Raw genomic sequence first — 22,688 nt, 5'->3', positions numbered from 1 at the left:
TACGGATCCGCCTGTATGCCGACCTCCGGCAGGCTCTCCCCCTCGGCCCGCCACGGCCTTAACTGAGTCCTCCAGCACGCAGTGAGGCCTGGTCCGCCACCACGGGGGGAGTGACGGACCAGGCCTGCGTCCACGGTGCCACACCCACCCTTAACGCGCTCGCCCTCTGGGGAAGTCGGCGCAGGTGCGGCTCCGTGACGGGAACAGGATCGGGATGGCGTCCCGCCAAGTGGTGTAGCGGGACATGACCCTTCTTGGGTGGACGTGGCTACCTGAAGGCGCCGTCAGGTGAACGCGGCTGCCGGCAGCTCTGCCTCCGTCTCCTCCCAGGGGAGGTAGATGCCAAGCTCGCCCTCCAGGAACCGCGGGTTCCCCGCCGCGCATCCACCCGCGATCCCGGTCGTTCCGCAGCTGACTGTGCCCTGGGCGCTCGCCGAGGCGCAGGCCTTCCATCTTCGGGGCGTGGGCTGGCTGGCCCGCGCTGACCGGGCGGCCGCCAAACAGTGTGCGGAGCAGGACGCTCCCGCGTATCTGGCCGCGGAGAGGGCGCGTCTGCACGCCGTGCGTGAACGGATGGGCAGCGAGGCCGAACTGTGGTGACAGGCTCTGCTGGCCAATGACGAGGACACCGTCTGCGAGGCGGTGAACACCGCCTTCTGCGACAATCCGGCCGCCGGCTGCGCCGTGGGCACGGACGGTACGGTCCTGTCGGTCGTGATGCGCCAGCAGGACCTCGACTCCATGCCGACCCAGACGCCCGGCGTCACCCCCAGCGGGCGCCCGAGCCTGAAGAACCTGACCAAGCGCGACCGGATCCTGTGGTGGCTCACCTGTATGGGTTCCAACATCGTCGCCACCCTCAAGGAGGGCTTCGCCACCGCTCCGGGCATCACCGCCATCGACCTGGCCGTGCTCACCCGCCTGCCCGACACCCAGCGCCTCGGATTCGTCGCCTACGGACGCTGGAGCCGCCAGGTGGTCGAGTCCACCCCGTGGCGCACACCCGAGGACGCCCTGCGCTTCTTGGACATCGGCCAGGACGTCGCCTGCTCCATCACCACGACCGCGGCCGGCGCCTTCTCCAGCACGATCAAGCCGCTGGACACCACTCGCGTCCCCGGTCTGCAGGAACTGCTGGACCACGCCCAGGACGAGCCCGAGGCCGACCAGACCTCCCTCGCCGACCTCGACATCACCCTCGGCGCCAACACCCCGCCCGACGACCCGACCCCGGTCGACGACCCCTTGCGGATCAAGCCGTTCGCCGAATGGAAGCACGAATCCACCGCGCAGCCATCCCCTGAACCCGTGGTGCCTCCAGCCACCGCCGCCGAACTCGTTCCCGGTCAGACTCTGGTCCTGCCCGAAGAAGCCTGGCAGGGCCTGCAGGTCACCTTCCGCTTCGCCGGCGCGGACGCCGACCTCAGCCTCTTCCTGCTCGGCGACGACGGCCAGGTCGCCGGTGACGACGACTTCGTCTTCTACAACCAGCCCTCAACCACCGACGGCGCCGCACGCCTTGCCGGCAAACAGCACGAGGGACAGCACACCGTCGAACGCGCCACCCTCCACCTGTCCGTCCTGCCCGAACGGGTACGACGCGTCGCCATCGCCATCAACATGGATGTCGACACCGGCCTGACCTGCGGATCCCTCAGCCACGCCACCTGGGACATGAACTCCCCCGACAACGAGTTCGCGTTCCTGCGCAAGCTCGACACCCTCGCCGTGCCCGAGCGGCGTGTCGTCGACAATGCCGGCTTCTTCCACGCCGGACGCACCCCGCAGGCCGTCGGCGACGACCTCCTCTACGACCGACTGCTGCAGGAATTCCCCGCCTGGCTCAGCGCCGCCCGCAGCGCAGGCATCATCTAGCAACACCCCGGGCCTGTACCGGCCGGGCGAACAGGCCGCACCGCGGTGGCGACGGCCGACCGGCGAGGCTCCTCAACAGGCGACGTGGTCACCGAACTGCCGGGCGCTTTCTGCGACATGGCGAGCGGGAAGGTGGCATCCCGGCCGGGCCATCGGCGCGAGGTGGCCCGGTAACAGGTCACGGCGGCGGGGGTGTGGGCTGTGGCTGGTGTCCTTGCGCAGGCCACATGACGGTGATCGCTGAGTCCGGTCAAGCAGGCAGGGCAGGCTGCCGGCCGCTCGCCCGGTTCGTTCGTCCCCTGCTCCGACGGGCGGCCCGCGACGGTCACGGAGGCTGTGACGCCGCACGGCGTGGGGGCGCGGGCTACGGTCACTCCTCGGCACGACCGCATCATCACCGCGATGACCTGGGGTGTCTCTACGTCTCAGACGGTTCGATGCGCCTGGCAGGGTCTTCGATCCCGGGAAGAAGCAGGCACGGGAGAACTGGTTTCGGAACCCAGGGAAGGCTTCTGAACAAGCCAATAATTTCAACACCCACAAAAATGGGAACTAAAGTTCTAACTTCTTTTCGATGCCGCCTCGACCACGCCCTGAACGACGAAGGACATCGAACGCCGGCATCGGCCGCGTCGGGCCTTCGCGCCAAGGCCACGCGAGGAGTCCAAGCTCTGCCCCCGGGCAGTACGGAGCCTGCCGACAGTCCACCGGCAGACGTCGTACCTGCAGGTCATGACAGTCACAGGGATGGGGCCGATACGGGATCCGCGCAAGACCTGTCAGGAGTTCCGCCGCACAATTCCGCGTTCGACAGGCGCCCTTGCTCGAGCGAGGCCTTCGAACGCCGTCCCCGAGACTCCCCCCACGGGAAGCCCGTCACCGCCGCGCAGGACGGCAGGACGCCGCCCGATCGTGGTGGATGATGGCCCATCAGTATTTGTCGACAGGGGGGAAAGCGATGAGACACAACGACTTCGAGGCCATGACGGAGTTCTTCCGGGCCCGTCTTCGTGAGGATGAAACCGCTGCTCGCGCAGTGAAGCCCGGCAAGGACGAGGGCGTGGCAAGGTTGCAGGCCCGGGTCCTCGCCGACGTCACTGCGAAGCGCCGGCTCCTGCGCTGGGTCGAGGCGCACGAGTGGAAGACTTTGAAGGCGGAGAGCAGGGACCTCAACATCTGGCAGAGGGCAGGCGTGGACGTGGTCGCCAGTGTCCCGCAGTATCTTCGCAGCCCGGTGATCTACAAGCTCGTTGCGGCGTACGCCGACCATCCCGACTTCCGGCCCGAGTGGCGGTCGGTCGGACGGGAGCGCGACGAGGCGGCCTGACCCGCGGCACAGGAGCCCGTCACCGGGCGTTTTCGGGGTGGGTATGGGATCGAGTGACGCCGGTGTGCCGGCGGGGCAACAACGGACGAGGTCCGTGCCATCGGGGTCTCGACGTCACAACCCGCCGACACAGGATCCTCGTTGGTTCCTGCTTGCCGTGCTCGACCTCCCGCGCGTCCTGGTCGAGTGGGTCACGAAGCCCTGCGCCGCGGGGTCCGCCCGCCCTGTGGTCCCTGCCGGAACGCCCGCCCGTCGGTTCAGGCCGAACGCCTCGGGCCGGGCGTGCCGACCGTCCCTTTCCAGGGGCTGGAGCGGTCGAAGTCGCCGGGCGATTTCGACCCTCCGGTGTCGCTGTCCGGGCGATCGGAGTGACTCCCTTGTTCGGCTCCTCACCGATGGACAGCAGGCGTCCCACCCGGTCTCCGCCTGATGTCCCCTGATTTGTGGCTGGCCGTACGGGCGGAGCGAAGCCTGACGCCCCGCACAGCGGGTCGGTCTCAGTCGTGCCGGCGTTGCTGCCACAACGGCATCATGCTCGCCCGCGTCTCCTGCGGCGCTGGCGTGCGCTCGAAGGTCGTCGGGTCCGTGCGGTGGACGCAATCGACGCCATAGCGATGCAGCAGCTCCAGATCGCGATCGGCGGGGCGCTCGGGGAAGAGTGCCGACAGCCGTATCGTCGGTCGGGGCGTATGGGGGGCGTAGTCCAATAGCTGTGCCAGGGCCTCCCGGACGAACCGACGACTGCTGGCTCGCTTGGCCTCCACGACCTCGCAGCCGTCCGGCAGGGCCAGATGGAGGTCGGTGATCCCGGCGGGGGTGCGCAGTCGCTTCGGCCGGTCGACGCCCAGGAAGTCGACGTACTCCTGCACCAGGGAACGCCTCCGTACGGTGGACGACCAGTTCGCGCTCCTCGAGCCGGTAGCGGGTGCTCGGCGTGCGCAAGGCCTCGCCGTCGACGATGTCGGTGTGGGTGCGCAGGGCGCGGGCGAGGGGTTCCTGAGAGCTGTCGTCGTCGCGGGCCTCGGTCTGTGCCTCGATGCCCAGGCCGTCCAGGACGGTGGCGGCCTTCTCGGGGTCCAGGATGCGCAGCCCCATGAAGTTGTCACCGGAGTTGAATCCGGGAAGGGCCCAGATCTCGGTGTAGGGGATCTCGACAGGGGTGAACGACAGGAGGCTGTAGACGTTGTGCCAGCTGCCGTTGTCCTCGTCGGCGCCCCACATGCTGTCCGCGAAGGCTGCGTTGCGAAAGAGAGCGCCGATCTCGCCGATGCCGCGTACATGGTTCAGGCCGGTGAACAGGACGACGTCTCCCGGGCTCAGGCGCTCCATCTTTCGGTCCTGACGGCTCGTCGCCCCCCAGAACCGGGCGGATCCACCGGGGTGGAACTCCTGCAGTTGCTCGCGCTGCGAGGGGGTCAGAAGAGGTGAGCGCAGGGTGTGGGTGAAGTCGACGGCGTTGTCGAGTGTGTCGCGCCAGTGCCGGCGGGCTGCAGGGTTGCCGTAGGACGGTTGGATGACAACGAGCGGCACGCGAACCTCCGGTACATGACGGCGTATCCGATCAAGGATGTCATCCACCGTCGACAGGCGCCGCGTGGTCGTCCGGTCTGGCTTGACAACTGCCCCCCCCGGCCGATGGTGCCCGGATGGGGGCATTTGGCGTGTGGGTGTTGCCGACGGCGCCGTCGGGGACACCGAATCGCAACTCGGTCCGGGCCTTCTCGCCCGATTCGTCCTCCGGTCGAGGAGTGCGTGAGGGTGTCGACCTCGGGATCTCGCGGTGCCTGCGGGTGCAGCACCGGGCGCCGAGGAGCGGTCGCCCACTGTTCGGCAGGTGCGCAGCAGCTCACGTCGCGTGCGCCGTCCGACGCACCCGAACACATTCGGCGCCCCCGGATGAATTGCAGCATGCCCGGTCGGGATCTGTCGACGATCGGGGAACTCTTCGGTCGGCTTCTTCCGGCCCGTCAATCCACCTTCTAGGCACCGAAGTTCAAGGACTTCCAAGAATGCTCGGTAAATTTCGAATTTTGCGATCGCGGCTACGGACTCCGTCTCGATATGCAAATTTGCGACCGATCGGAGAGGTTCCGCATCGCCGTGAGCGAGCGCGCTCCAGGGAAGGCAAAAGTGCATGAACTTCGCGATATCCTCATATCGTCCGAGTTCGCCATCAACCCGAGATAGTACTCAACTGCGGGCCAATACTGACTGTCCGTCACAAGGTGACCTATCAGGGCTGATTGATCCCCTCCCGAAGGTCCCGTCCGATGTCGGTGACCGTTGTCAAGGGTCTTTGCTCGGATCGAATCGCATGGTTAAGGTGTGCTCCGATGGGAAACCAGCCGCTTCAGGGCCGGTTCCGTAAGCCCGGGGGGGCCGTCGCACATATAGAGCCGCGCTGCGCTTTTCTGTCGCCGTGTCAGCGATAGGGAACGCCTTTCGAGTCGAGCCTTCCGGTGGGTTATCACGTCCGGCATCGAAGGCTGTCTTTCCCATGCGATCGGGGTATTTTCTTTCATGTCTGATTTCGATCCCGAGGCGGCCAGTGTCGTCAAGGTCGTCGAGGAACTGTCGCAACGGGTTCTCAACGTCTACCGGGCGGATCCCGGCCACGTCCTGGAGCACGCGAACAACGAGCGGCGCATCACCCAGGGCGGCTACGGTGAACGCCAGATCTACGAGCTCGTCCAGAACGGCGCGGACGAGAACATGGAGCGCCAGCCCGGCGTCGTGGGTACGATCCATGTCCTTCTCACCGCCACACACCTGTACTGCGCCAACACCGGCACACCGATGACCCCGGACGGCGCCGACACGATCCTGCGCATGGCCGTGTCGCGGAAGCGCACCGGGAAGATCGGACGCTTCGGGGTCGGCGTCAAGTCGGTGCTGAGCGTGTCGGACACCCCTCGCTTCTACAGTGCGTCCGGCTCGTTCGGCTTCGACAAGGACTGGTCGGCCCGTGTGATCCGAGAGACGGTCCCCGACCTCTCCGGGCTGGATCCCACCCCGGTGCTGCGGATGGCGCAGCCGCTGGACCTGGAGGCGGAGCGTCGGCGTGACCAGCGGCTCGACGAGCTGATGACGTGGGCGTCGACGACGGTGGTGCTTCCGCTGCACGAGGGGGCCGCGGACCGGTTGGGGCGGGACATCGTCAACTTCCCCGCGCATTTCATGCTTTTCTCGCCTCATGTGGACCGCCTGGTCCTGGAGGACACTCGTGGCGGCCACGAGGTGTGCCGGGAGATCACACAGGAGACGGAGGGCATCGAGCACCGTGTCGTGGAGCAGCGCAACGGTGCTCCACGCAGCAACGAGCGCTGGTTCGTCTTCAGCGTCGACCACGAGCCCAGTGCGAGCGCCGCGCGGACGGCTGGGGAGTTGCACGATCGGCCTGTCGTCACCATCTCGTGGGCGGTTCCCGACAAGGGTGTCCCGCAGCGCGGGAGGCGTGGAACCTTTTGGGCCTACTTCCCGACCAACTACGACACGACGCTGACCGGCCTGCTCAACGCGCCGTGGAAGACCCCCGAGGATCGCCAGAATCTGACCAAGAGCGATTTCAACGAGGAGTTGGTGACTCGGGCCGCGGAGCTCGTGGTCGACTCGATCCCCGATCTGCACGAGGAGAAGGATCCGGGGGCATTTCTGACTCTGCTCACGGCGCGTGGTAGGGAAGCCTCCCAGTGGGGCGACGAGATGCTCAGCCAGAAGGTGCTCCAGGCGGCCGCCCGTCGCCCCTCACTACCGGATCAGGACGGGGTTCTCCGACTCCCTCAGACTCTGCGGCTGCACCCGGAGAGTCTCGCGCCGGGCTGGCTCGAACAGTGGGCGTCCCACCCGGGGCGTCCCAAGAACTGGTGCCATCACAGCGTGGAGGGTCGCGACCGGCGTTCGAGGGCCAGGGACATCCTCGAGCAGGCCGGCGTCGTCGCGTCCTCGGTGCGCGACTGGCTGGCGGCACTGGTCTCGGACCGCAGCGTGGAGGGCGCCAAGTGCGCTCTGGCGCTCGCGGCGTCCATCGTCGAGACCGGGACAGCGGCCCAGGTTGCTGAGGCACGCAGCGCGAAGATCCTGCTCACCGAGGGCGGCCACTTCCGTTCCCTTTCCGAGGGCGCGGTGTTTCGTCGGCACGACGGCGTGCGCCTTGCGCACGAGTCGACGGTGTACCTGCACGACGCCATCGCGCAGGACCCCGAGCTGGTCGGCGCATTGCGGATCCTAGGGGTGGAGGAGGCCAACGCGGTCGGACGTCTGCGGGCCGCTGTCACAACGGGCTTCGACCGGTACCGGAACAACGACTGGGAGGACTTCTGGACGCTGACGCGCACGGTCGAATGCGACAAGGTGGTCGAGGTCGTCAAGGAGCGCCATCCCTCACCGCACGAGGCGCTCAAGGTGCGCACCGCCGCCGGCCAGTTCCGCTTCATCCGCAACTGCCTCCTGGCAGGGCCCGTCGTGCCCGGTGATGGGCTGCGCGATGCCTCGGTTCTGATCGACCCGGCCTTCCACGCGGCCGACACGGAGGTGCTCAAGGCCCTCGGAGCGGTGGATCGTCCGGTGCCCCGGATGAACCCTCGCTCGGATCCCTGGTTCAACGACTACAGCGCGGTCATGTACAACCAGTTCTGCGCGACTCTTCCGCCCCACAGCTCCCGTCCTCGGTTGTCGTCCGTGAGTCTGATGGGGCAGGACCCCGCCGGTCCCCTGCATCTCCTGGCGGAGCTGTCCACGGAAGGCAGGGCCGCCTTCGTGCGCGAGCTGCCCGACCCTGGGCTCGTGCCCGATTGGCGATGCTCCCGAACCAATGGTCAGGGCGGCGAGCTGCGCGTCGAGTCGCCTCTGATCTGGATGCTCCGCGAACGGGGCATGCTGGCAACCTCGTTGGGCGTGAGGCGGTCGAATGCCGCGGTGAGTCCCGAGCTGAAGGTGGACGCCAGGCTTCTGCCGGTCGCCGAGGTCGCCGTCGCCCACGCACGTGCGCTGCGCCTGCCCTCCACGGTCCAGAACGTGCCCGCCACCTTGTGGAGCGAACTGGCTCTGCGCGCGGATACGGGCACCGACATCGGATTCGTCGGAAGCGCTTACGCGTTTCTCGCGGGTTCGGGCCCCTCGGACAACCTCGGGGACGAGACACGCCTGTTCCGATGCAGGGTCGGCGAGGACTGGGCGCTGAAACAGCGCGAGAGCATCGCCGTCACGTACGAGCAGGATCAGTTCGAGGTGCTGCTGCGTGAGCGTGTACCGGCGCTCCTGGTCCCCACCGAGGCCGACGCCCAACTCCTCATCGACCGGTTCCGTTTCCGCAACCCGTCCGATCTTCTGGTGGAGGAGATCCACTGGGTGCCGCTCACCGAACCGGTGTCCCTGACGGACGCCTTTCCTCGGCTGCGTCAGGTGCTTGCTCGAGGAACGGCCTGGAAACTGGCGCACTGCTCCGAGCTGGTCAGGATCGTCCGTGGCCCCGAGGGCAGACGGGAGCAGGCGCTGACCGAGACGCTCGACGGATACACGGTGCTTTTGTGCGGGGAGCGTGACGACGAGTCGACCCTGGAGGCCGTCGATCGGCTCCTGGGGCTGGGGCTGGGGGCCGAGGGGTGTCGGGATCTCCTGCGTCAACAGGCGCGGGACCGAGGCGACAAGAAGTTGGTGATGGTCCGCCAGGAGAGCGATCCGACCAGAAAGCTGCTGCTGGCCATCGGCGAGGGCCGGCTGACGGCCGAGCTGCCGCCGGGACTGGCATCGGCGGACGCGCAACTGCGCGCGATCCCGGTCGACGGTCTGCGAGCGGCCGAACTGCTGATCGCCGCTCACGGGGATGACATCCTGCGCTTCCTGGCACCTGCGCTCGCCGACGCGGGCTTCGACGTGCCGCGGATCTGGACGAGCGGTTCGGCGGCACAACGTTTCGTGCGCACCTACGGCTTCCCGCAGGCGTGGGCCGGCGACCCGCAGACCCCCAGCAGCCCCGAGCCGTACGAGACGGTCCCGGGCCCGCGAAAGCCGCTGAAGCTGCACGCCTACCAGGAGGCGCTCGTGCAGCGCATGTACGAGCACCTGGCCCAGGGCGAGGAGAAGCGGGCCATGCTGCAGATCCCCACCGGGTCGGGCAAGACGCGGATCGCCGCCGAGGCCGGTGTCCGCGCGCTGCGCGAGGGCCTGCTCGACGGCCCGATCCTGTGGATCTCCCAGAGCCAGGAGCTGGCCGAGCAGGCCATCGAGACCTGGGCCTACGTCTGGCAGACCGTGGGAACGGACAAGCCGCTGCGCATCACCCGCATGTGGGGCGGCATCCCGGACGCCGTTCCCGTCGTCGACGGGCCGCAGGTAGTCGTCGCCATCGACGACACGGCCGTCAAGCGGCTCCCCAAGGAGGACTACGCCTGGCTGCGTGAGTGCGCCCTCGTCATCGTCGATGAGGCTCACTTCGCCGTGCCGAAGACCTACACACGGATCCTGGACGCTCTGGGCATCGACCAGTACCGGACCTCGCGCCACCTGATCGGGCTGACGGCCACCGCCTTCCGCGGAGACAATGACGACGAGACGCGGACGCTGGTCTCCCGTTTCGGCCGCAAGCGCCTGGACTACGGGGTGTTCGACAACGACGACGCCTACGGGCACCTGCAGGCCCTGAAGGTCCTGGCCAAGGTCGAGCACGAGGAACTCCTGGGCGGCTCCTACACGCTGACGGCCCAGCAAGTGGCCGAGACGCGCAGCACGAACGCGATGACCCTGCCGGCCGAGGTCGTCACCCGCCTCGCCCAGGACGTCGACCGCACCCGGCGGATCGTCGACAGGATCGGGGAACTGCCCCCCGACTGGCCCATCCTGGTCTTCGCCACCTCGGTGGAGCACGCCCAGGTCCTTGCCGCACTGCTGCAGGATCGCGGCATCACGGCGGCCTCGATCGACGGGGGGACGCCACCGAGCATCAGGCGGCGCCGCATCGCCGCGTTCAAGAGCAAGAAGATCAGGGTTCTGACCAACTACCGGGTGTTGACGCAGGGGTTCGACGCCCCTGCCGTGCGTGCCGTCGTGGTCGCCCGCCCCACGTTCAGCCCCAACACCTACATCCAGATGATCGGCCGGGGCCTGCGCGGCGAGCTCAACGGGGGCAAGGAGTCCTGCCTGATCCTCAACGTGGCCGACAACATCGAGAACTTCGGTCGTGGACTGGCCTATACGCGCATGGAGCACCTGTGGCGCAGGGCGGGCCGATGACCGGATCCATGACCGATAGGGTGGAACTCACCCACGCTCAGCGTCACGTCGTCGAGAAACCGGCGGATTGCAAGGCACTGGTCACTGCGGGCGCCGGAACCGGCAAGACCTTCACGCTGGTCCGGCGGATCGAGCATCTGGTCGCGGAAGGTCTCGCGGGCGGGGACCTCCTCGTGCTGACCTTCTCGCGCGCCGCCTCGACCGAGGTGCGCGACCGCCTGCACCTGTTGGGCGGCAGGTCCCGGCACGTGCGTGTGTCGACCTTCGACGCCTGGGCTCTGCATCTGCTGCGTGAGGCGGCGCACGACGAGAACTGGCACGCCCGCTCCTTCGACGAACGCATCCGTGCGGCCATCGGGCTCGTCGAGGACGAGAGCCGCGCCCCGCAGTCCCTCGAGGAGATCCGACACGTCGTCGTCGACGAGGTCCAGGACCTGGTAGGTGATCGACGACAGCTCGTACAGGTCTTCCTGGAGGCCTACGAGTGCGGATTCACCGTGGTAGGTGATCCTGCCCAGGCCATCTACGGATTCCAGGTCAAGGACCCCGAGGAGCGGGCGGGCGAGACGGGCAGGTTCTTCTCCTGGCTGCGCGAACGGTTCGCGGACGAACTCGTGGAATTCACCCTCGAGGAGAATTTCAGGGCCGCTTCCGACGAGGCGGCCTGCGCCCGCCCCTACGAGACCGCGGTGCGCGCCTGCTCCACCCGTGCGCAGGCCGACGCGGTGCACGAACAGCTGCGCACGGAGTTGGCCTCGCGACTGGACTTCGGCGACCTGCAGGTTCCCTACGTGCGCGCCTCGCTGTGCGAGACAGGGGTCAGCACGGCCGTCCTGTGCGCCACCAACGGTGACGCGCTGCTGATCTCGCGGTGGTTGGCCGATCTGGGCATCGATCACCGTGTCCGCAGAGGTGCCGGTGATCACGCCGTGCCCGGGTGGGTGGCCCAGGTCGTGTCCCGGCTGCCCGACACCGTCTCGATCTCTCAGGACCGGTTCGTCGAAGCGTGGCGGGCTCTGGGGCATGCGCCCGATCCCGATCAGGGCCGCAGCGCGTGGCAGCTGCTCCTGCGGGCGGCGGGCGACCGCAACGGGCGCGTCGTCGAGCCGGGGCGGCTGCGTGAAGCCGTCGCCCGCGGGAGTCTGCCGGATGCTCTCGTGGCACCGCAGGAGGGCGGGCTGGTCGTCTCCACGTTCCACCGGGCCAAGGGGCTGGAGTTCGATCGGGTGCTCCTGGTCGACCCGGGCCCGTTGGAGGACGAGCACGAGCAGGTGGACGCCGACCGCTGCGACGCCGCCCGGGCCCTGTACGTCGCGATGACCCGTGCCCGCCACGAGCTGTACCGCTTGCAGCCGCCCGAGGCGCACCTCGCCCGTCGTCGCGGCTTCCGGCTGGTCCGCAAGGTCAGGGGCGTGCAACGGTGGGGACGCTACGGCTACAAGCCGAGCCAGCGCTTGGGGCTTTCGTTGCTGGCTGGGGACGTCCATCGTGGCCATCCCGCAGGACTCGAACAGCTCGTCTGCGACCCGCGGCGGATTCAGGAGTACCTGGCGAACAAGGTACTCCCCGGTGACGAGGTGGTCTGGACGCGGCTGGACGACATGCCCGCGGCCCACGAGGACCGTACGGCCCCCGGTTACGCCCTCCTGCACGGCGAACAGATCGTCGCTGTCGCCTCCGAAGCCTTCCGCCGCGACCTCTACCGCTTCATGCAGCAACGGCACGGGCATCGGCCGGCGACCTGGCCCGACCGCATCACCGGAACGCGGATCGACCTCGTCGAGACCGTCGCTGGCGAGGACGCGGCGGCCGCCCGCGCCGGTCTGGGCCCTTGCCGGCTCTGGCTCGCACCGCGGCCGATGGGGATCGGCCGGTTCCACTACGACCGCAAGGACGACGACGCATGACGAACAATCACACACAGCACTACCGGCTGCGTGGACAGCTGACCCAGCAACTGAAGTCGGACCTGCTCGGTCCCCACGGCGAGAACCGCCAAGACGTCGAGACCCTCGACGACTGGCCCGTGACCACCTACTCCACCGGGGTTCTGTTCCCCCGCGTCGTGGACCCGACGCAGTCAGAGCATCGCGAACAGGACCCGGACGCCGCGGTGCAGGACCTCGACGACGCCGACTCCACCGTGACGGTGGACGAGACCCCCGATGCGGGCATCGTGCTCGCCAGGGTCGCCCGCCCCTCGGTGACCGGTCTCACCTTCGCCGTCGACCCCACGCGCAGCCGTCACGTACTCGTGCAGGCGTTCGCCGCCGTGTACGACCCGGTGGACGCCGCAGGCGATGCGGCCGTGCCCGAACGTGCCGAACAACGCAGCACCCGGCAACCCGAGGTGCGCTGGCGCCGTCGCCCTCTGGAGCTCTCCGTCACGTCGGTGGATGTCCTGGACCCGCCCGACGAGGCCGTGAAACTCGCCGAGGGTCTGTCCCTGCGCCTGCGGGTCCGTCCTGCCCGCGGACCCCACGACACGATCTCCGTGACCGCCACCTTGGTGAACACCCACACCGTGGAGCAGCAGGAGATCAAGGATCCCAAGTGTTTCTTCCAGGTGGGCCTGCAGGTCACGGTCCCGGACGCGAGCCCGGCGCTCGTCGAGCGGCCCACGGTCCGTGATCTCGACGACGAGAGCCGGCTCGCCCGGCTCCTGCATCGTCATGCCCCGACCTTCGCCGTCGGCCACGGCTGTGCCGCGAACTGGTCCTGGTCCCCCTGCCCGGTCGATCGACCCGAGCGGCACACCGCGCCCGCGGGAGTGGCCTCCGTGTGGACGGAGCACGTCCCCGTGAGCGAGGTCCTCCTGTCCGACTCGAACTCCTCCGTGCCCGAGGCGCTCCTGGGGATGCAGCACCTCGCCGAGGCCTCGAAGCACGAACTGATCCGCTCTCTTCGCACGTTCGTCGCCCTGTACGGAGAGTGGATCGAGGCTCGCTCCGCGGACGCGGAACTCCTGCGCGACGGGATCTACGGCGATCGCGCCTACCTGCGCCTGGCGCAGGAGCAGCTGGAGCACTGCCGCACCGCACAACAACGCATGGGCGCGGGGATCGACCTCCTGGACCGTGATCCCGCTGCGTTGGAGGCGTTCCGTCTGGCCAACCGCGTCATGGCGGTGCAGCGCGGCAGAGGTCAATGGATCAAACGGGAGCGGACCGGTGTGCCCTCGCCCGAGGGCGTGTGGAGGCCGTTCCAGCTCGGGTTCGTGCTGCTGTGCCTGAACGGCACCGTGGACGCGGCTCACCCCGACCGGGACGTCGCCGACCTGCTGTGGTTCCCCACCGGTGGCGGCAAGACGGAGGCCTACCTCGGGCTGATCGCCTTCACCGTCTTCCATCGCCGTCTGCGTCACGGGGCGGCGGGGGCCGGCGTGAGCGTTCTCATGCGCTACACCCTGCGTCTGCTGACCCTGCAGCAGTTCGAACGGGCGGCCCTGTTGATCTGCGCGATGGATCGTGTGCGTGCCGAGAATCCGGAGCGTCTGGGGCAGGAGCAGATCTCCATCGGCATGTGGGTGGGCAAGGCCGCAACACCCAACAGGCTCAAGGACGCCGACAAGGCGCTGAAGAAACTGGCACGGGGTGAGAAGCTTCAGCAGGAGAACCCCGTCCAGCTCAAGAACTGCCCCTGGTGCGGCACTCCTTTGCTGGTCCGCAACCATGTGGTCGACCCGGGCGCGAAGCGCATGGTCATCCGGTGCGACGACAGGGCATGCGATTTCTCCGCCGGGCTGCCCGTGCATGTCGTGGACACGGAGCTCTACCGGGTGCAACCCACTCTCGTGATCGCCACTGCCGACAAGTTCGCCCGCATCGCCTGGCGTGAGGACGTGGCGGCCCTGTTCAACCGGGACCAGGACCGGCTCTGCCAGGGCACTCCACCGCCCGAACTCGTCATCCAGGACGAACTGCACCTGATCTCCGGCCCGCTGGGAACCCTCGCCGGTCTCTACGAAGCGGCCGTGGACATCGCGTGCGCCCGCCCGAAGATCATCGCCTCCACCGCGACGATCCGTCGCGCCCAGGACCAGGGGAAGGCCCTCTTCGGCAGGAAGGTGGCACAGTTCCCGCCGTCCGGCCTGGACGCCCGCGATTCGTGGTTCGCCGTCGAGGCACCCGCCCAGCGCAGACCCTCACGCCTTTACGTCGGCCTCCTCGCTCCCGGTCTCTCCCAGGCGACCCTCCTCATCCGCGCCTACGCGTCCCTGCTCCACAACGCCAAGCACCTCCCGTGCCCGGACGACAACGTTCGGGACGCCTACTGGACGCTGCTGGGATACTTCAACAGCCTGCGTCTGCTCGGCGCCGCCGAACTGCAGGTCAACGCCGACGTCAACGAGCGGCTGCGGACGCTCGCGGCTCGTGACGGGGTGGAGGCGCGCGAGGTCCTGCCGACCGAGATCACCAGTCGCGTTCCCTCCAGCGACCTTCCTTCACTGCTCGCTGCCCTCGGGCGATCCTTGTCGACCGGGTCGGCGTTGGACGTGCCGCTCGCGACCAACATCATCTCCGTCGGCGTCGACTTCGACCGCCTGGGCCTGATGGCCGTGACGGGGCAGCCGCAGACCACGGCCGAGTACATCCAGGCCACCAGTCGCGTCGGTCGCGCCCACCCCGGTCTCGTCGTCACCCTGTTCAACGCAGCACGATCCAGGGACCTGTCCCACTACGAGAACTTCGTCAGCTACCACTCGGCCCTCTACCGACAGGTCGAATCGACCAGCGTGACGCCGTTCGCCGCCCGCGCCCGGGACAAAGCCCTGCACGCCGCGTTCCTCGGACTTGCCCGCCTCCTGTACCCGGAGCTCCGGGACAACACGGACGCCAAGGACGTGAACGGGTTCGCCTCCCAACTCACCTCGGTCCGTGAGCAGTTGGTCAAGCGCATCCGCCTCGTCGCTCCTGTCGAGGCCGACCACGCGGATACGGAGATCCGCGCCTTCGTCGACCATTGGCGTCAACTTGTGGAGACCAACGACAAGCTGGAGTACGAGGCCGCTTTCACGTTCAAGGCCAACCCCCACCGCAGACCGGACCTCGCCCTGCTGCGCACCCACGAGGACCACGACCTCACCAAGGCCCGTCCCACCCTGTGGAGCCTGCGCGACGTCGATGTCGAGTCCCACCTGTACCTGGAGAACTGACATGCCTCGCAGAAGCACCCCCGGCACCACTCCCCCCGGCGACGAGCGCAAGCGCCCCTCCGTGGGCTCTGTCCGGCGTGCCCAACAGATCACGACGTACGGCGTCGGTGGCCTGCTCGCCGTGGCCGACCAGTCCTACATCGTCAGCGGTCTCGACACCTGGGACGTCACGGGCGAGCCCGATCTCCGGGACCAGCGCCTGGAGCCGATGCTGCACGTCAACGGGTTCAGACGACCGCCTGCGGCGCGCGTCGCCACCGGACGTGGCGTGCGCGTGCGTCGGTTCCCCGACACCTACACGTGCCCCCAGTGCAAGGCGCTCAAGGCGTTCCGCGACCTGAGCGCGGCAGAGGGCGACAATCGCTGCGCGCACTGCGCGACCCTGCTGACGCCCTCGCGCTTCATGGTGGGTTGCGAGGACGGGCACCTCGACGAGTTCCCCTACGAGGCCTGGGTCCACGCCGACCCGGAACGCAAGGACACTCACCCCCGTACGTGCTCGCAGGCCGCCAGTGAGCTGACGTTGGAGACCGACGGTCGCACCGCCAGTCTCCGCAGCATCGTCATCAGCTGCAGCTGCGGGGAGAAGGCCTCGATGGAGGGTGCCTTCGGCAAGGCGGCTCTGCGCCGCCTGGGCCTTCGCTGCCACGGCACCCGCCCGTGGCTGGGCCGCGACGCCGCGGAGCGTGGATGCAAGCGTCCCCTGCAAACCCTCCAGCGCGGTTCCTCGGCGGCCTGGTTCGCCGACCTGCGCTCGGCCCTGTCGATCCCGCCGTGGCACACGGAACTGATGGAACTCATCGAGGCGCACCGCAGACACCTCGTCGGCAAGAGCGACGAGCGCATCGCGGAGTTCGCACAGGACGAAGGCTGGCTGACTCCCGGCGGATACTCCGCCTCCCAGGTACTGCACACCGTCCGCACCCTGGAGAACGCGGTCCACCCCGAACCCACGGAGGACGACGAGGACGAGCTGCGATTCGCCGCCGGCGAGCCGCTCCGGCAGGAGGAGTACGAGCAGCTTTCCAAGGTCACCGAGGACACGCCCGAGAACAAGCACTTCGTGTGCGAGCCCCCCGAGGAGGCGGACCGATCCGATGTCCCGGGTGTCGATCGGGTGATGCTGGTCAAGCGGCTTCGCGAGGTTCGGGTCCTCACCGGCTTCACCCGCATCCGCCCTCCGCAAGGCTCGAAGGCCGATCGTGATCGCATCGGTCGCCTGAGCAAAAACACGGACCTCGGGTGGCTCCCGGCCGTCGACGTCGTCGGGGAGGGAGTCTTCCTCACCCTGGACCAGGAGCGACTCCGTCAGTGGGAGTCGACACTGCTCCCGAGCGACTCCCATCGGACCGAACTCATGCGAGCCGCGCACACGGACCTGCTCCGGGAACAGGAGTGGGAGAACCCGCGCTCGCCGCTGACGTCACGCTTCGTCCTCCTCCACACCCTGGCGCACGCGCTGATCAACGAGTGGAGCCTGGACTGCGGCTACCCCGCGGCGTCCCTGCGGGAACGGCTCTACGTCGACGACGAAATGTGCGGGGTCCTCCTCTACACCGCGACCAGCGACTCGGCAGGAAGTCTGGGCGGCATCGTCGCGCAAGGACAGGTCGCGGAGCTGTCGAGGAGCCTGTCGTTCGCCTTGGAACGCGCCGCCTGGTGCTCCTGCGACCCTCTGTGCATGGAGGCCGACGCCAACGGTGTCGGTGGGCTCAACCTGGCCGCCTGCCACGCATGCCTCCTGCTGCCCGAAACAAGCTGCGAAATGAACAACACATTCCTCGATCGTGCGCACCTCGTCGGAACACCCGCCAAGGACTTCCCCGGCTATTTCGCTTGAACGGTCCAAACACGGCGCGGTTCAAGGCAGATTTTCAGCCCTTTCCAACCTGGCTGTGGCGTGGGGGTGTTGGTGTGCATGGGCTGTACGGAACGACGAAGCTCCTGGTAGACGGGTTCTCGACCAAGATCACCCGTGTCCGCCAGGAGCTTCGCGTGCTTGTCCACCCGTCGTCGGTGGTCGACGGTGCGGTAGGCGTGTTCGAGGGGCTGAAGGCGCTGGATGAGGGCGTCGAGCCGTGTGTTCAGGTCGGCGAGGGTGCGTGTGCGGTCGGCGGCCTGTCCGGCGAGGGTGGCGGTGCGGGTGTGGCGGGAGGTGGCGGCGTCGAGTTGCGCGACGGCTTCATCGAAGTCGGCGGGCGGCTGGGCTGCGGCTGCTTGCAGGTCCGGCTCTTCGAGACGGGCAGTCAGCATGGCGCGCTGCTGGCGCCACTGGGTGATCTCGTCGTCGAGGGCGTGGAGTTTTTCGTCGGGCAGCAGAGCTTGAGAGGCGGCGTCGGCGGATTCGAAGCCAGCTGTGCGGGCGGCTTCGGTCGCGGCCGCGTCGGCTTGGCGGTGTTCTTCGCCAGTGCGGGCGGCGGCACTGGCGCGTGAACCGGCCGTCTCGAGGCCGTCGGCGATCTGGGTGAGCTGGGTGATGCGGTCGGTGAGGGTGAGGGCATCGGCGCGGGCGGCGCCCAGTTCCTGATCGAGGTCGTGGCGCTGGGTGTCGAGGCTGTCGTAGGCGGTGTTGGCGGCGGCCAGCCGGGGGGCGGCGTCGGTGTGTGCAGCCCTTTTCGCTGGACTCGCGTTCCAGCGACTGGAGTTGCTCGTCGGCGGGTCCGGCGTCGGATGCGTGGGCGAGGGCATCGTTCAGGCGCTGTTCCAGGCTTTCATGGTCGGCTGTCAGGTCGGCCACAGACGCGTCTCCGCCGGCCCGGCCACGGGCGGTGGCTGCCTGCTCGCCGGACTGGCGCAGCATGTCCTCGATGGACTTTTGGCGTTCCTGGGCGCGGGTGTAGCGGTATTCGGCTGCCTGTTCGTGGGGGGCCGTGGGCTGATCTGGGTGGGGTGCTGCAGGGGCGGGGTGGGTGGATGAGCCGCAGACCGGACAGGCTTCGCCGTCGGTGAGCTGGCCGGCGAGTTCGGCAGCCACGCCGTCGGTGCGCGGCGCCGGATGTCGAGGTAGGTACGGCCGTACCAGTACGTACGCCAATCTGGCACAGAACCACCTCTGTTGGATCAGCTTCAACACGCTGATTCAACAGGGAACGTCGCGTGCCCGACCGGACGCCATACGTGGGCGGCGTGTGCATCCCGCACCCGGGGCCGCGAGCACCGCGGCCGAACCGAACGGGGCCTGCGGTCGTACCGGCCGGTCGCTCGCAAGCCACCGGCCGGTGATGGTCGCTTTCCTCTGTGTCAGGCAGCGTTGCGGACGCGGTTTCTGGCAGCACTCCGGTCAGACCCTGAGTGCTGGGCCTGCCGTTTCATCCGGCGAGCCCGTTCCCACTCCCCGGGCGACAGCGCCAGCCGCTGTCCATCCACCAGCTCGTCCAGGCGCGTCACCGGAACCGTGGGCTGTTCGATGGCCGGGCGCCATACATCCCGTCCCCCGGCCGTACGGCCACGGTCCAGCAGCACCTTGAACTCCTGGACTCCTGCCTCTGCCCGAATCTGCTCCGACATCGTCGCCAGCTCCCGGATCATCTGCCTGCTCGTGATGCGGTAATACGCTGCCTCCCGGCGCCTGCGGGAGGCGCCGCCGGTACGGCGCTCCTCCGCCCGGTCCCAGGCATGTGCCCACGCCTGCAGCGCGATACCGCGCACCCCGCACACCTCGGCGAAGGCCATCACGAACGGCTTCGCCGGGCGCCGGGTCTGCTCGTTGAGGACCCGCCACACCGTGGACCGCGACAGCGCACCGTCCGAGCGCTCTTCCAGCTCCCTGCACGAGCGCGAGCCACTCTTGCGATGCAGGTCGACCAGGGCCAGATGCAGGTCGGCGAAGTCCCGCACGTAGGTGATGTGCTTGGGCTGCTCGACGAGCGGCTCGACCGTCTGGGCCTGCTGGTAGCGGGCCTGCCGCCACAGCCGCTCAGCCTCCGTCGTGCGGGCGCCGCACGCCGCGGCGTAGGCGAGCACGACCTGCCGGCGTGGCATACAGCGTCCCGACGCGGCCCGGCGCAGTGTGTCCGCGCTGCACTCCGTACGACGGGCCATCTGTGTGTAGTTCAGCCCGGCCGCCATGCGCTGCTCGCGCAGCCATCGCACCAGCGCCTCCAGGCGGCGGTCGCACGGCGCAATCGGGTTCTCCCGCCGCCCCATCACGCGCCTGCCGCGGTAGCGAGCGTCTGTGCCCCCAGCAGGCGCGTGATCATGAGTTGCGCTGCGATCACGAAGACAGACACGGTCGGCTGCCCCATCACGGCCAGCACCGCGGCCAGCACGAGAACGATGACGATGACCGTCGCCTCCGGGACGGTCACGGGTCGCGGTTCGGACTCAACGCACGCGGCATCGGCATAACGGTGGGGCATGAGTGTCTCCTTGGTCCGTGGCTCCAACTGGTGTGCACCCAGGGGTGGTTGGCGTCACCCGGGCGAGTTGCACATCACCAAATGTTCGCGCACAACACCAATCCGAAGACGCGAATCCGGCCCCCAACGGCCCTATAGCGGCAGCTGTGATTCAGTCTGGACGCAACGACTTGCCCCTGGCCCGTCTCTCATCCGCCCAGATCAGCAGCGTGATCAGAAAAATAAGCGGCATCCGCGTCTCAATAGCGGTTGAGCGTACGCGCTGCCCCAGTGATTCTGGGCAGCGTTCTCGTGTGCACGCTAACTTTGCCGCACGCTGCAGAACACTCCGCTCCCATCGGTCCGTGGCTCCAACCATGACAACGGGAGACACGAGCGGTCGGCCACGTTGGCGCGAGGGCCTCCGTTCATACGCCAACGCCGGTGTGTGGCGGGGGTGTTCAAAACTGAGTTTGTTGAACACCCCCGCCACACACCGGCGTTGATGCTCTCCAGGAGCAGCTTGAGCCAACGCGACGAGCAACGGGGCTCGCGCGCCTGCGGGAACTGGGCGACGGTGTTCGGCGCACGCACAACTGCGCCGAACATCGCATGGAACGTGTGGCGCGGTACGCCGACCCAGTCGGCCCATGCGCCGTACTCGGTGCTCTCGTCTACGAGGCACTTCCCAACGGCCCTCTCCCACCCGTTCTGCAAGATGACACCGACAGGGCACCCGCCCCGGAAGCCACGGATCAGGACGGCTGACTCGCCTGCCTGGGCAGACAACCGCCCGGCGAGGCCAAGCGCTGATCCCCCCTCTCGCCGCACCCGGCTGTGGCCGTGCTGGAGACCGGTCGCACGTCCTGCCCTGGACGCCCCGCTCGGCCGCCCGCGGCCTCGCCGTTTGGGCGGGGATTCGGCCTGCCGGTCGGCAGTCGCCCCTGTTGGTCGGCACGCACCTTCGCCCCTCATCGGGCATGAGCGCGATTCATCTGTGTCCATGACGGGGCGTGGGGGTAGGAGTGCCTTGGCGCTCCTGCAGCGGTGACCGATCTCCGGTGCTGCGGGGCTTTTCACCATCTGTCCACGCGAGTGCCAAGACTTGGGTCTTTGTGCCGACATCCGCGGCACGGTCTCCGCGGACAGTAGGCAGAAGCCGACGCGCAGGGGTGTCAGTGGCGGCCAGTACTGTCGGCAAAGGATCGTTGGGACAGTGCTGTGGTGGGGGCAAATATGGGTGGCCGGTTGCGGGTTGGCCAGGTGTATCGCTACGCGACCGGCAAGAATCCCAAACCGGCCGAATTGGACGGCTACCCCAACTTCCACCATGTGACGCACTCCCCCGACCTCAAGCGAGCCCTGCTGGAAGCCGGAATCAACGGGATGGCCAAGGTCGACGCACCGGGCGGACCGCGCCGCCCGGTGATCCTCATTCGCTCCAGTCCGTGGAAGGCAGGCACGGAACAGACGCCGTGGCACGACGTGTTCGACATGGACAACGGCCACGTCCGCTACTTCGGTGACCACAAGGCCGGCATGACCGCTGCTCCTGGCACCACGAAGGGGAACGCGGCTCTGCTCGAGGCTTTCGCCGAGCATCAGGCGCACACGCCGCAGGCGCGGGCGGGCGCCACGCCCTTGCTGTTGTTCCGGGCGGTCTCCCGCAACGGCAGTCCCAAGGGTCATGTGGAGTTTTGCGGGTTGGCCGTCATCGAACGGGCCGAGCGGCTGGTGCAGTGGGGCGGTCGTGAGCACACGACCTTCATCAACTACGTGTACGACATGGCCCTCATCGGCCTCACCAGCGAGGACGACGCCGTCTCCTGGGAGTGGATCCACTCCCGCAGAGACGAGGGCACCGCGGATGAGGAGGCGCTGGTGGCGGCTCCCCATGCCTGGCGTGAGTGGGTCCGGCACGGCAATTCGGCTCTGCCCAGGCTGCGCCGGCGGGTGGCACGGGCCAAGGTCACCAAGGTGCCCGCCCAGCGCCCCGTGCCCGGCAGTGCCGAGGCCAAGGACCTGGAGTTGATCTACGCGCACTTCGACGGGCGCAAGCACGACTTCGAGGCCGTTCGCCTCGGCCGTCGCCGCGCGAGTTCTTCGCGGGGCGGGAAACGACTATCTGGAGGGGTGGTTGACGCGCCGCTCCGGCGACGGAGGAGCCGACTTCGTCGGGCGGCTCGATCTGGGCAGCGGGCTGGCCGGCACCAGCCTCGTCGTGCTCGGTCAGGCCAAGTGCGTCAAACCGGACAGTCTCGTCAGTGCCGAGCAGATCGCGCGCGTGGTTGCGCGCCTGCGCCGCGGTTGGATCGGCGTCTATGTGACGACGGGGGCCTACTCCGTGCCCGCCCAGACGGAGATGGTGGAAGACCAGTATCCGATCGTCCTGATCAACGGCTTGGAACTGGTCCACCAGATCAGGAGCATGGCGCGCGACGACCACGGCGGCGACCTGGAAGCCTGCATCGAACACATCCTGAGTGGGCGGGAGACGGCAATCACGAATCGGCGCCCGGAGGAAATCCTGCTCGAGTAGTCGCCGCTGCGGCTGCGGCCTGAGGGCTGGCGTGGGTGGGCGTCCGCAGCGTGCAACCGCGTGAGCGGCCGGGTGGGGTTCCGGCCGGGTGGTCACGGGCGACGAGGGCAGCGGGCCGAGCTGCGGCTCAGTGACTTTCTCCTGTCGCTCTTCGTGCAACAGGGGTGATGTGCCGGGGACTTGGCGCAGAGCCGTCTGCCAGCGAACAGTAGGATCGCTTCGCGGGCC

The 22,688-nt window shown here is 68.3% G+C and carries 12 protein-coding genes and 3 pseudogenes; 11 read left to right on the top strand and 4 right to left on the bottom strand.

What is annotated here, in order from left to right:
- Nucleotides 1-339 precede the first annotated feature (339 nt).
- From ACIBK0_RS46100 to ACIBK0_RS46085, 4 genes and pseudogenes are all read left to right on the top strand, one after another.
- Complete coding sequence (locus ACIBK0_RS46100) at nucleotides 340-600, top strand: hypothetical protein (RefSeq protein ID WP_399094649.1); 261 nt, start codon at nucleotides 340-342, stop codon at nucleotides 598-600.
- A 117-nt stretch (nucleotides 601-717) separates the two neighbouring features.
- Nucleotides 718-1,656, top strand: a pseudogene (locus ACIBK0_RS46095) (TerD family protein); the annotation flags it as partial.
- Nucleotides 1,657-1,686: 30 nt separating this feature from the next.
- Nucleotides 1,687-1,875 (top strand): annotated as a pseudogene (locus tag ACIBK0_RS46090) (VWA domain-containing protein); the annotation flags it as partial.
- Between the two features lie 958 nt (nucleotides 1,876-2,833).
- A complete protein-coding gene (locus ACIBK0_RS46085; protein WP_399094646.1) occupies nucleotides 2,834-3,202 on the top strand; it encodes a DUF6221 family protein in 369 nt (122 codons plus the stop codon).
- 497 nt (nucleotides 3,203-3,699) lie between these two features.
- Here the strand turns inward: ACIBK0_RS46085 and ACIBK0_RS46080 are convergent, their stop codons facing one another.
- Entirely contained in the window at nucleotides 3,700-4,071 is a 372-nt protein-coding gene (locus ACIBK0_RS46080; protein ID WP_399094643.1) for a hypothetical protein, read from the bottom strand.
- 19 nt (nucleotides 4,072-4,090) lie between these two features.
- On the opposite strand from ACIBK0_RS46080, the gene ACIBK0_RS46075 reads away from it, so the two are divergent.
- The 5 genes from ACIBK0_RS46075 to drmB all read left to right on the top strand — a co-directional run bounded on the left by ACIBK0_RS46075 (nucleotide 4,091) and on the right by drmB (nucleotide 17,424).
- Nucleotides 4,091-4,630 (top strand): hypothetical protein, encoded by a 540-nt coding sequence (locus tag ACIBK0_RS46075; protein ID WP_399094640.1) that lies wholly within the window; start codon nucleotides 4,091-4,093, stop codon nucleotides 4,628-4,630.
- Between the two features lie 1,092 nt (nucleotides 4,631-5,722).
- Nucleotides 5,723-10,429 (top strand): sacsin N-terminal ATP-binding-like domain-containing protein, encoded by a 4,707-nt coding sequence (locus tag ACIBK0_RS46070; protein WP_399094637.1) that lies wholly within the window; start codon nucleotides 5,723-5,725, stop codon nucleotides 10,427-10,429.
- Nucleotides 10,430-10,437: 8 nt separating this feature from the next.
- A complete protein-coding gene (locus tag ACIBK0_RS46065; protein WP_399094634.1) occupies nucleotides 10,438-12,336 on the top strand; it encodes a UvrD-helicase domain-containing protein in 1,899 nt (632 codons plus the stop codon).
- Nucleotides 12,333-15,584, top strand: a complete 3,252-nt coding sequence (locus ACIBK0_RS46060; protein ID WP_399094631.1) for a DNA helicase — start codon at nucleotides 12,333-12,335, stop codon at nucleotides 15,582-15,584. Before ACIBK0_RS46065 ends, ACIBK0_RS46060 begins: the two co-directional genes overlap by 4 nt.
- Nucleotide 15,585: 1 nt before the next feature.
- Nucleotides 15,586-17,424 (top strand): DrmB family protein, encoded by a 1,839-nt coding sequence (gene drmB / locus ACIBK0_RS46055; protein ID WP_399094628.1) that lies wholly within the window; start codon nucleotides 15,586-15,588, stop codon nucleotides 17,422-17,424.
- On the opposite strand, the gene ACIBK0_RS46050 is transcribed toward drmB, so the two are convergent.
- From ACIBK0_RS46050 to ACIBK0_RS46040, 3 genes are all read right to left on the bottom strand, one after another.
- A complete protein-coding gene (locus ACIBK0_RS46050; protein ID WP_399094625.1) occupies nucleotides 17,412-18,272 on the bottom strand; it encodes a hypothetical protein in 861 nt (286 codons plus the stop codon). The genes drmB and ACIBK0_RS46050 overlap by 13 nt on opposite strands.
- A 552-nt stretch (nucleotides 18,273-18,824) precedes the next feature.
- A complete protein-coding gene (locus ACIBK0_RS46045) occupies nucleotides 18,825-19,676 on the bottom strand; it encodes a helix-turn-helix domain-containing protein (RefSeq protein WP_399094622.1) in 852 nt (283 codons plus the stop codon).
- Between the two features lie 53 nt (nucleotides 19,677-19,729).
- Nucleotides 19,730-19,942 carry a hypothetical protein gene (locus ACIBK0_RS46040; protein ID WP_399094619.1) on the bottom strand — a complete coding sequence of 71 codons (213 nt, stop codon included), beginning with the start codon at nucleotides 19,940-19,942 and terminating at the stop codon, nucleotides 19,730-19,732.
- Nucleotides 19,943-21,157: 1,215 nt separating this feature from the next.
- On the opposite strand from ACIBK0_RS46040, the pseudogene ACIBK0_RS46035 reads away from it, so the two are divergent.
- Together ACIBK0_RS46035 and ACIBK0_RS46030 are read left to right on the top strand one after the other, a co-directional pair.
- A pseudogene (locus tag ACIBK0_RS46035) lies at nucleotides 21,158-21,784 on the top strand (restriction endonuclease); the annotation flags it as partial.
- A gap of 274 nt (nucleotides 21,785-22,058) precedes the next feature.
- On the top strand, nucleotides 22,059-22,460 hold the full coding sequence (locus ACIBK0_RS46030) for a restriction endonuclease (protein ID WP_399094616.1): 402 nt from the start codon (nucleotides 22,059-22,061) through the stop codon (nucleotides 22,458-22,460).
- Nucleotides 22,461-22,688: the final 228 nt, after the last annotated feature.

Source organism: Streptomyces sp. NPDC050564 (assembly GCF_044457265.1).
In the GTDB taxonomy this organism is placed as follows: domain Bacteria; phylum Actinomycetota; class Actinomycetes; order Streptomycetales; family Streptomycetaceae; genus Streptomyces.
Note: the sequence above shows the minus strand (reverse complement) of the source record. Positions and strands in the feature narration are given on the sequence as shown.

What these genes read in the sequence shown, in the direction of transcription:
- ACIBK0_RS46040 (WP_399094619.1), bottom strand. Translation starts at nt 19,942, where the DNA reads ATGCCCCACCGTTATGCCGATGCCGCGTGCGTTGAGTCCGAACCGCGA.
- drmB (WP_399094628.1), top strand. Translation starts at nt 15,586, where the DNA reads ATGCCTCGCAGAAGCACCCCCGGCACCACTCCCCCCGGCGACGAGCGC.
- ACIBK0_RS46070 (WP_399094637.1), top strand. Translation starts at nt 5,723, where the DNA reads ATGTCTGATTTCGATCCCGAGGCGGCCAGTGTCGTCAAGGTCGTCGAG.
- ACIBK0_RS46050 (WP_399094625.1), bottom strand. Translation starts at nt 18,272, where the DNA reads ATGCCCTCGCCCACGCATCCGACGCCGGACCCGCCGACGAGCAACTCC.
- ACIBK0_RS46100 (WP_399094649.1), top strand. Translation starts at nt 340, where the DNA reads ATGCCAAGCTCGCCCTCCAGGAACCGCGGGTTCCCCGCCGCGCATCCA.
- ACIBK0_RS46085 (WP_399094646.1), top strand. Translation starts at nt 2,834, where the DNA reads ATGAGACACAACGACTTCGAGGCCATGACGGAGTTCTTCCGGGCCCGT.
- ACIBK0_RS46060 (WP_399094631.1), top strand. Translation starts at nt 12,333, where the DNA reads ATGACGAACAATCACACACAGCACTACCGGCTGCGTGGACAGCTGACC.
- ACIBK0_RS46065 (WP_399094634.1), top strand. Translation starts at nt 10,438, where the DNA reads ATGACCGATAGGGTGGAACTCACCCACGCTCAGCGTCACGTCGTCGAG.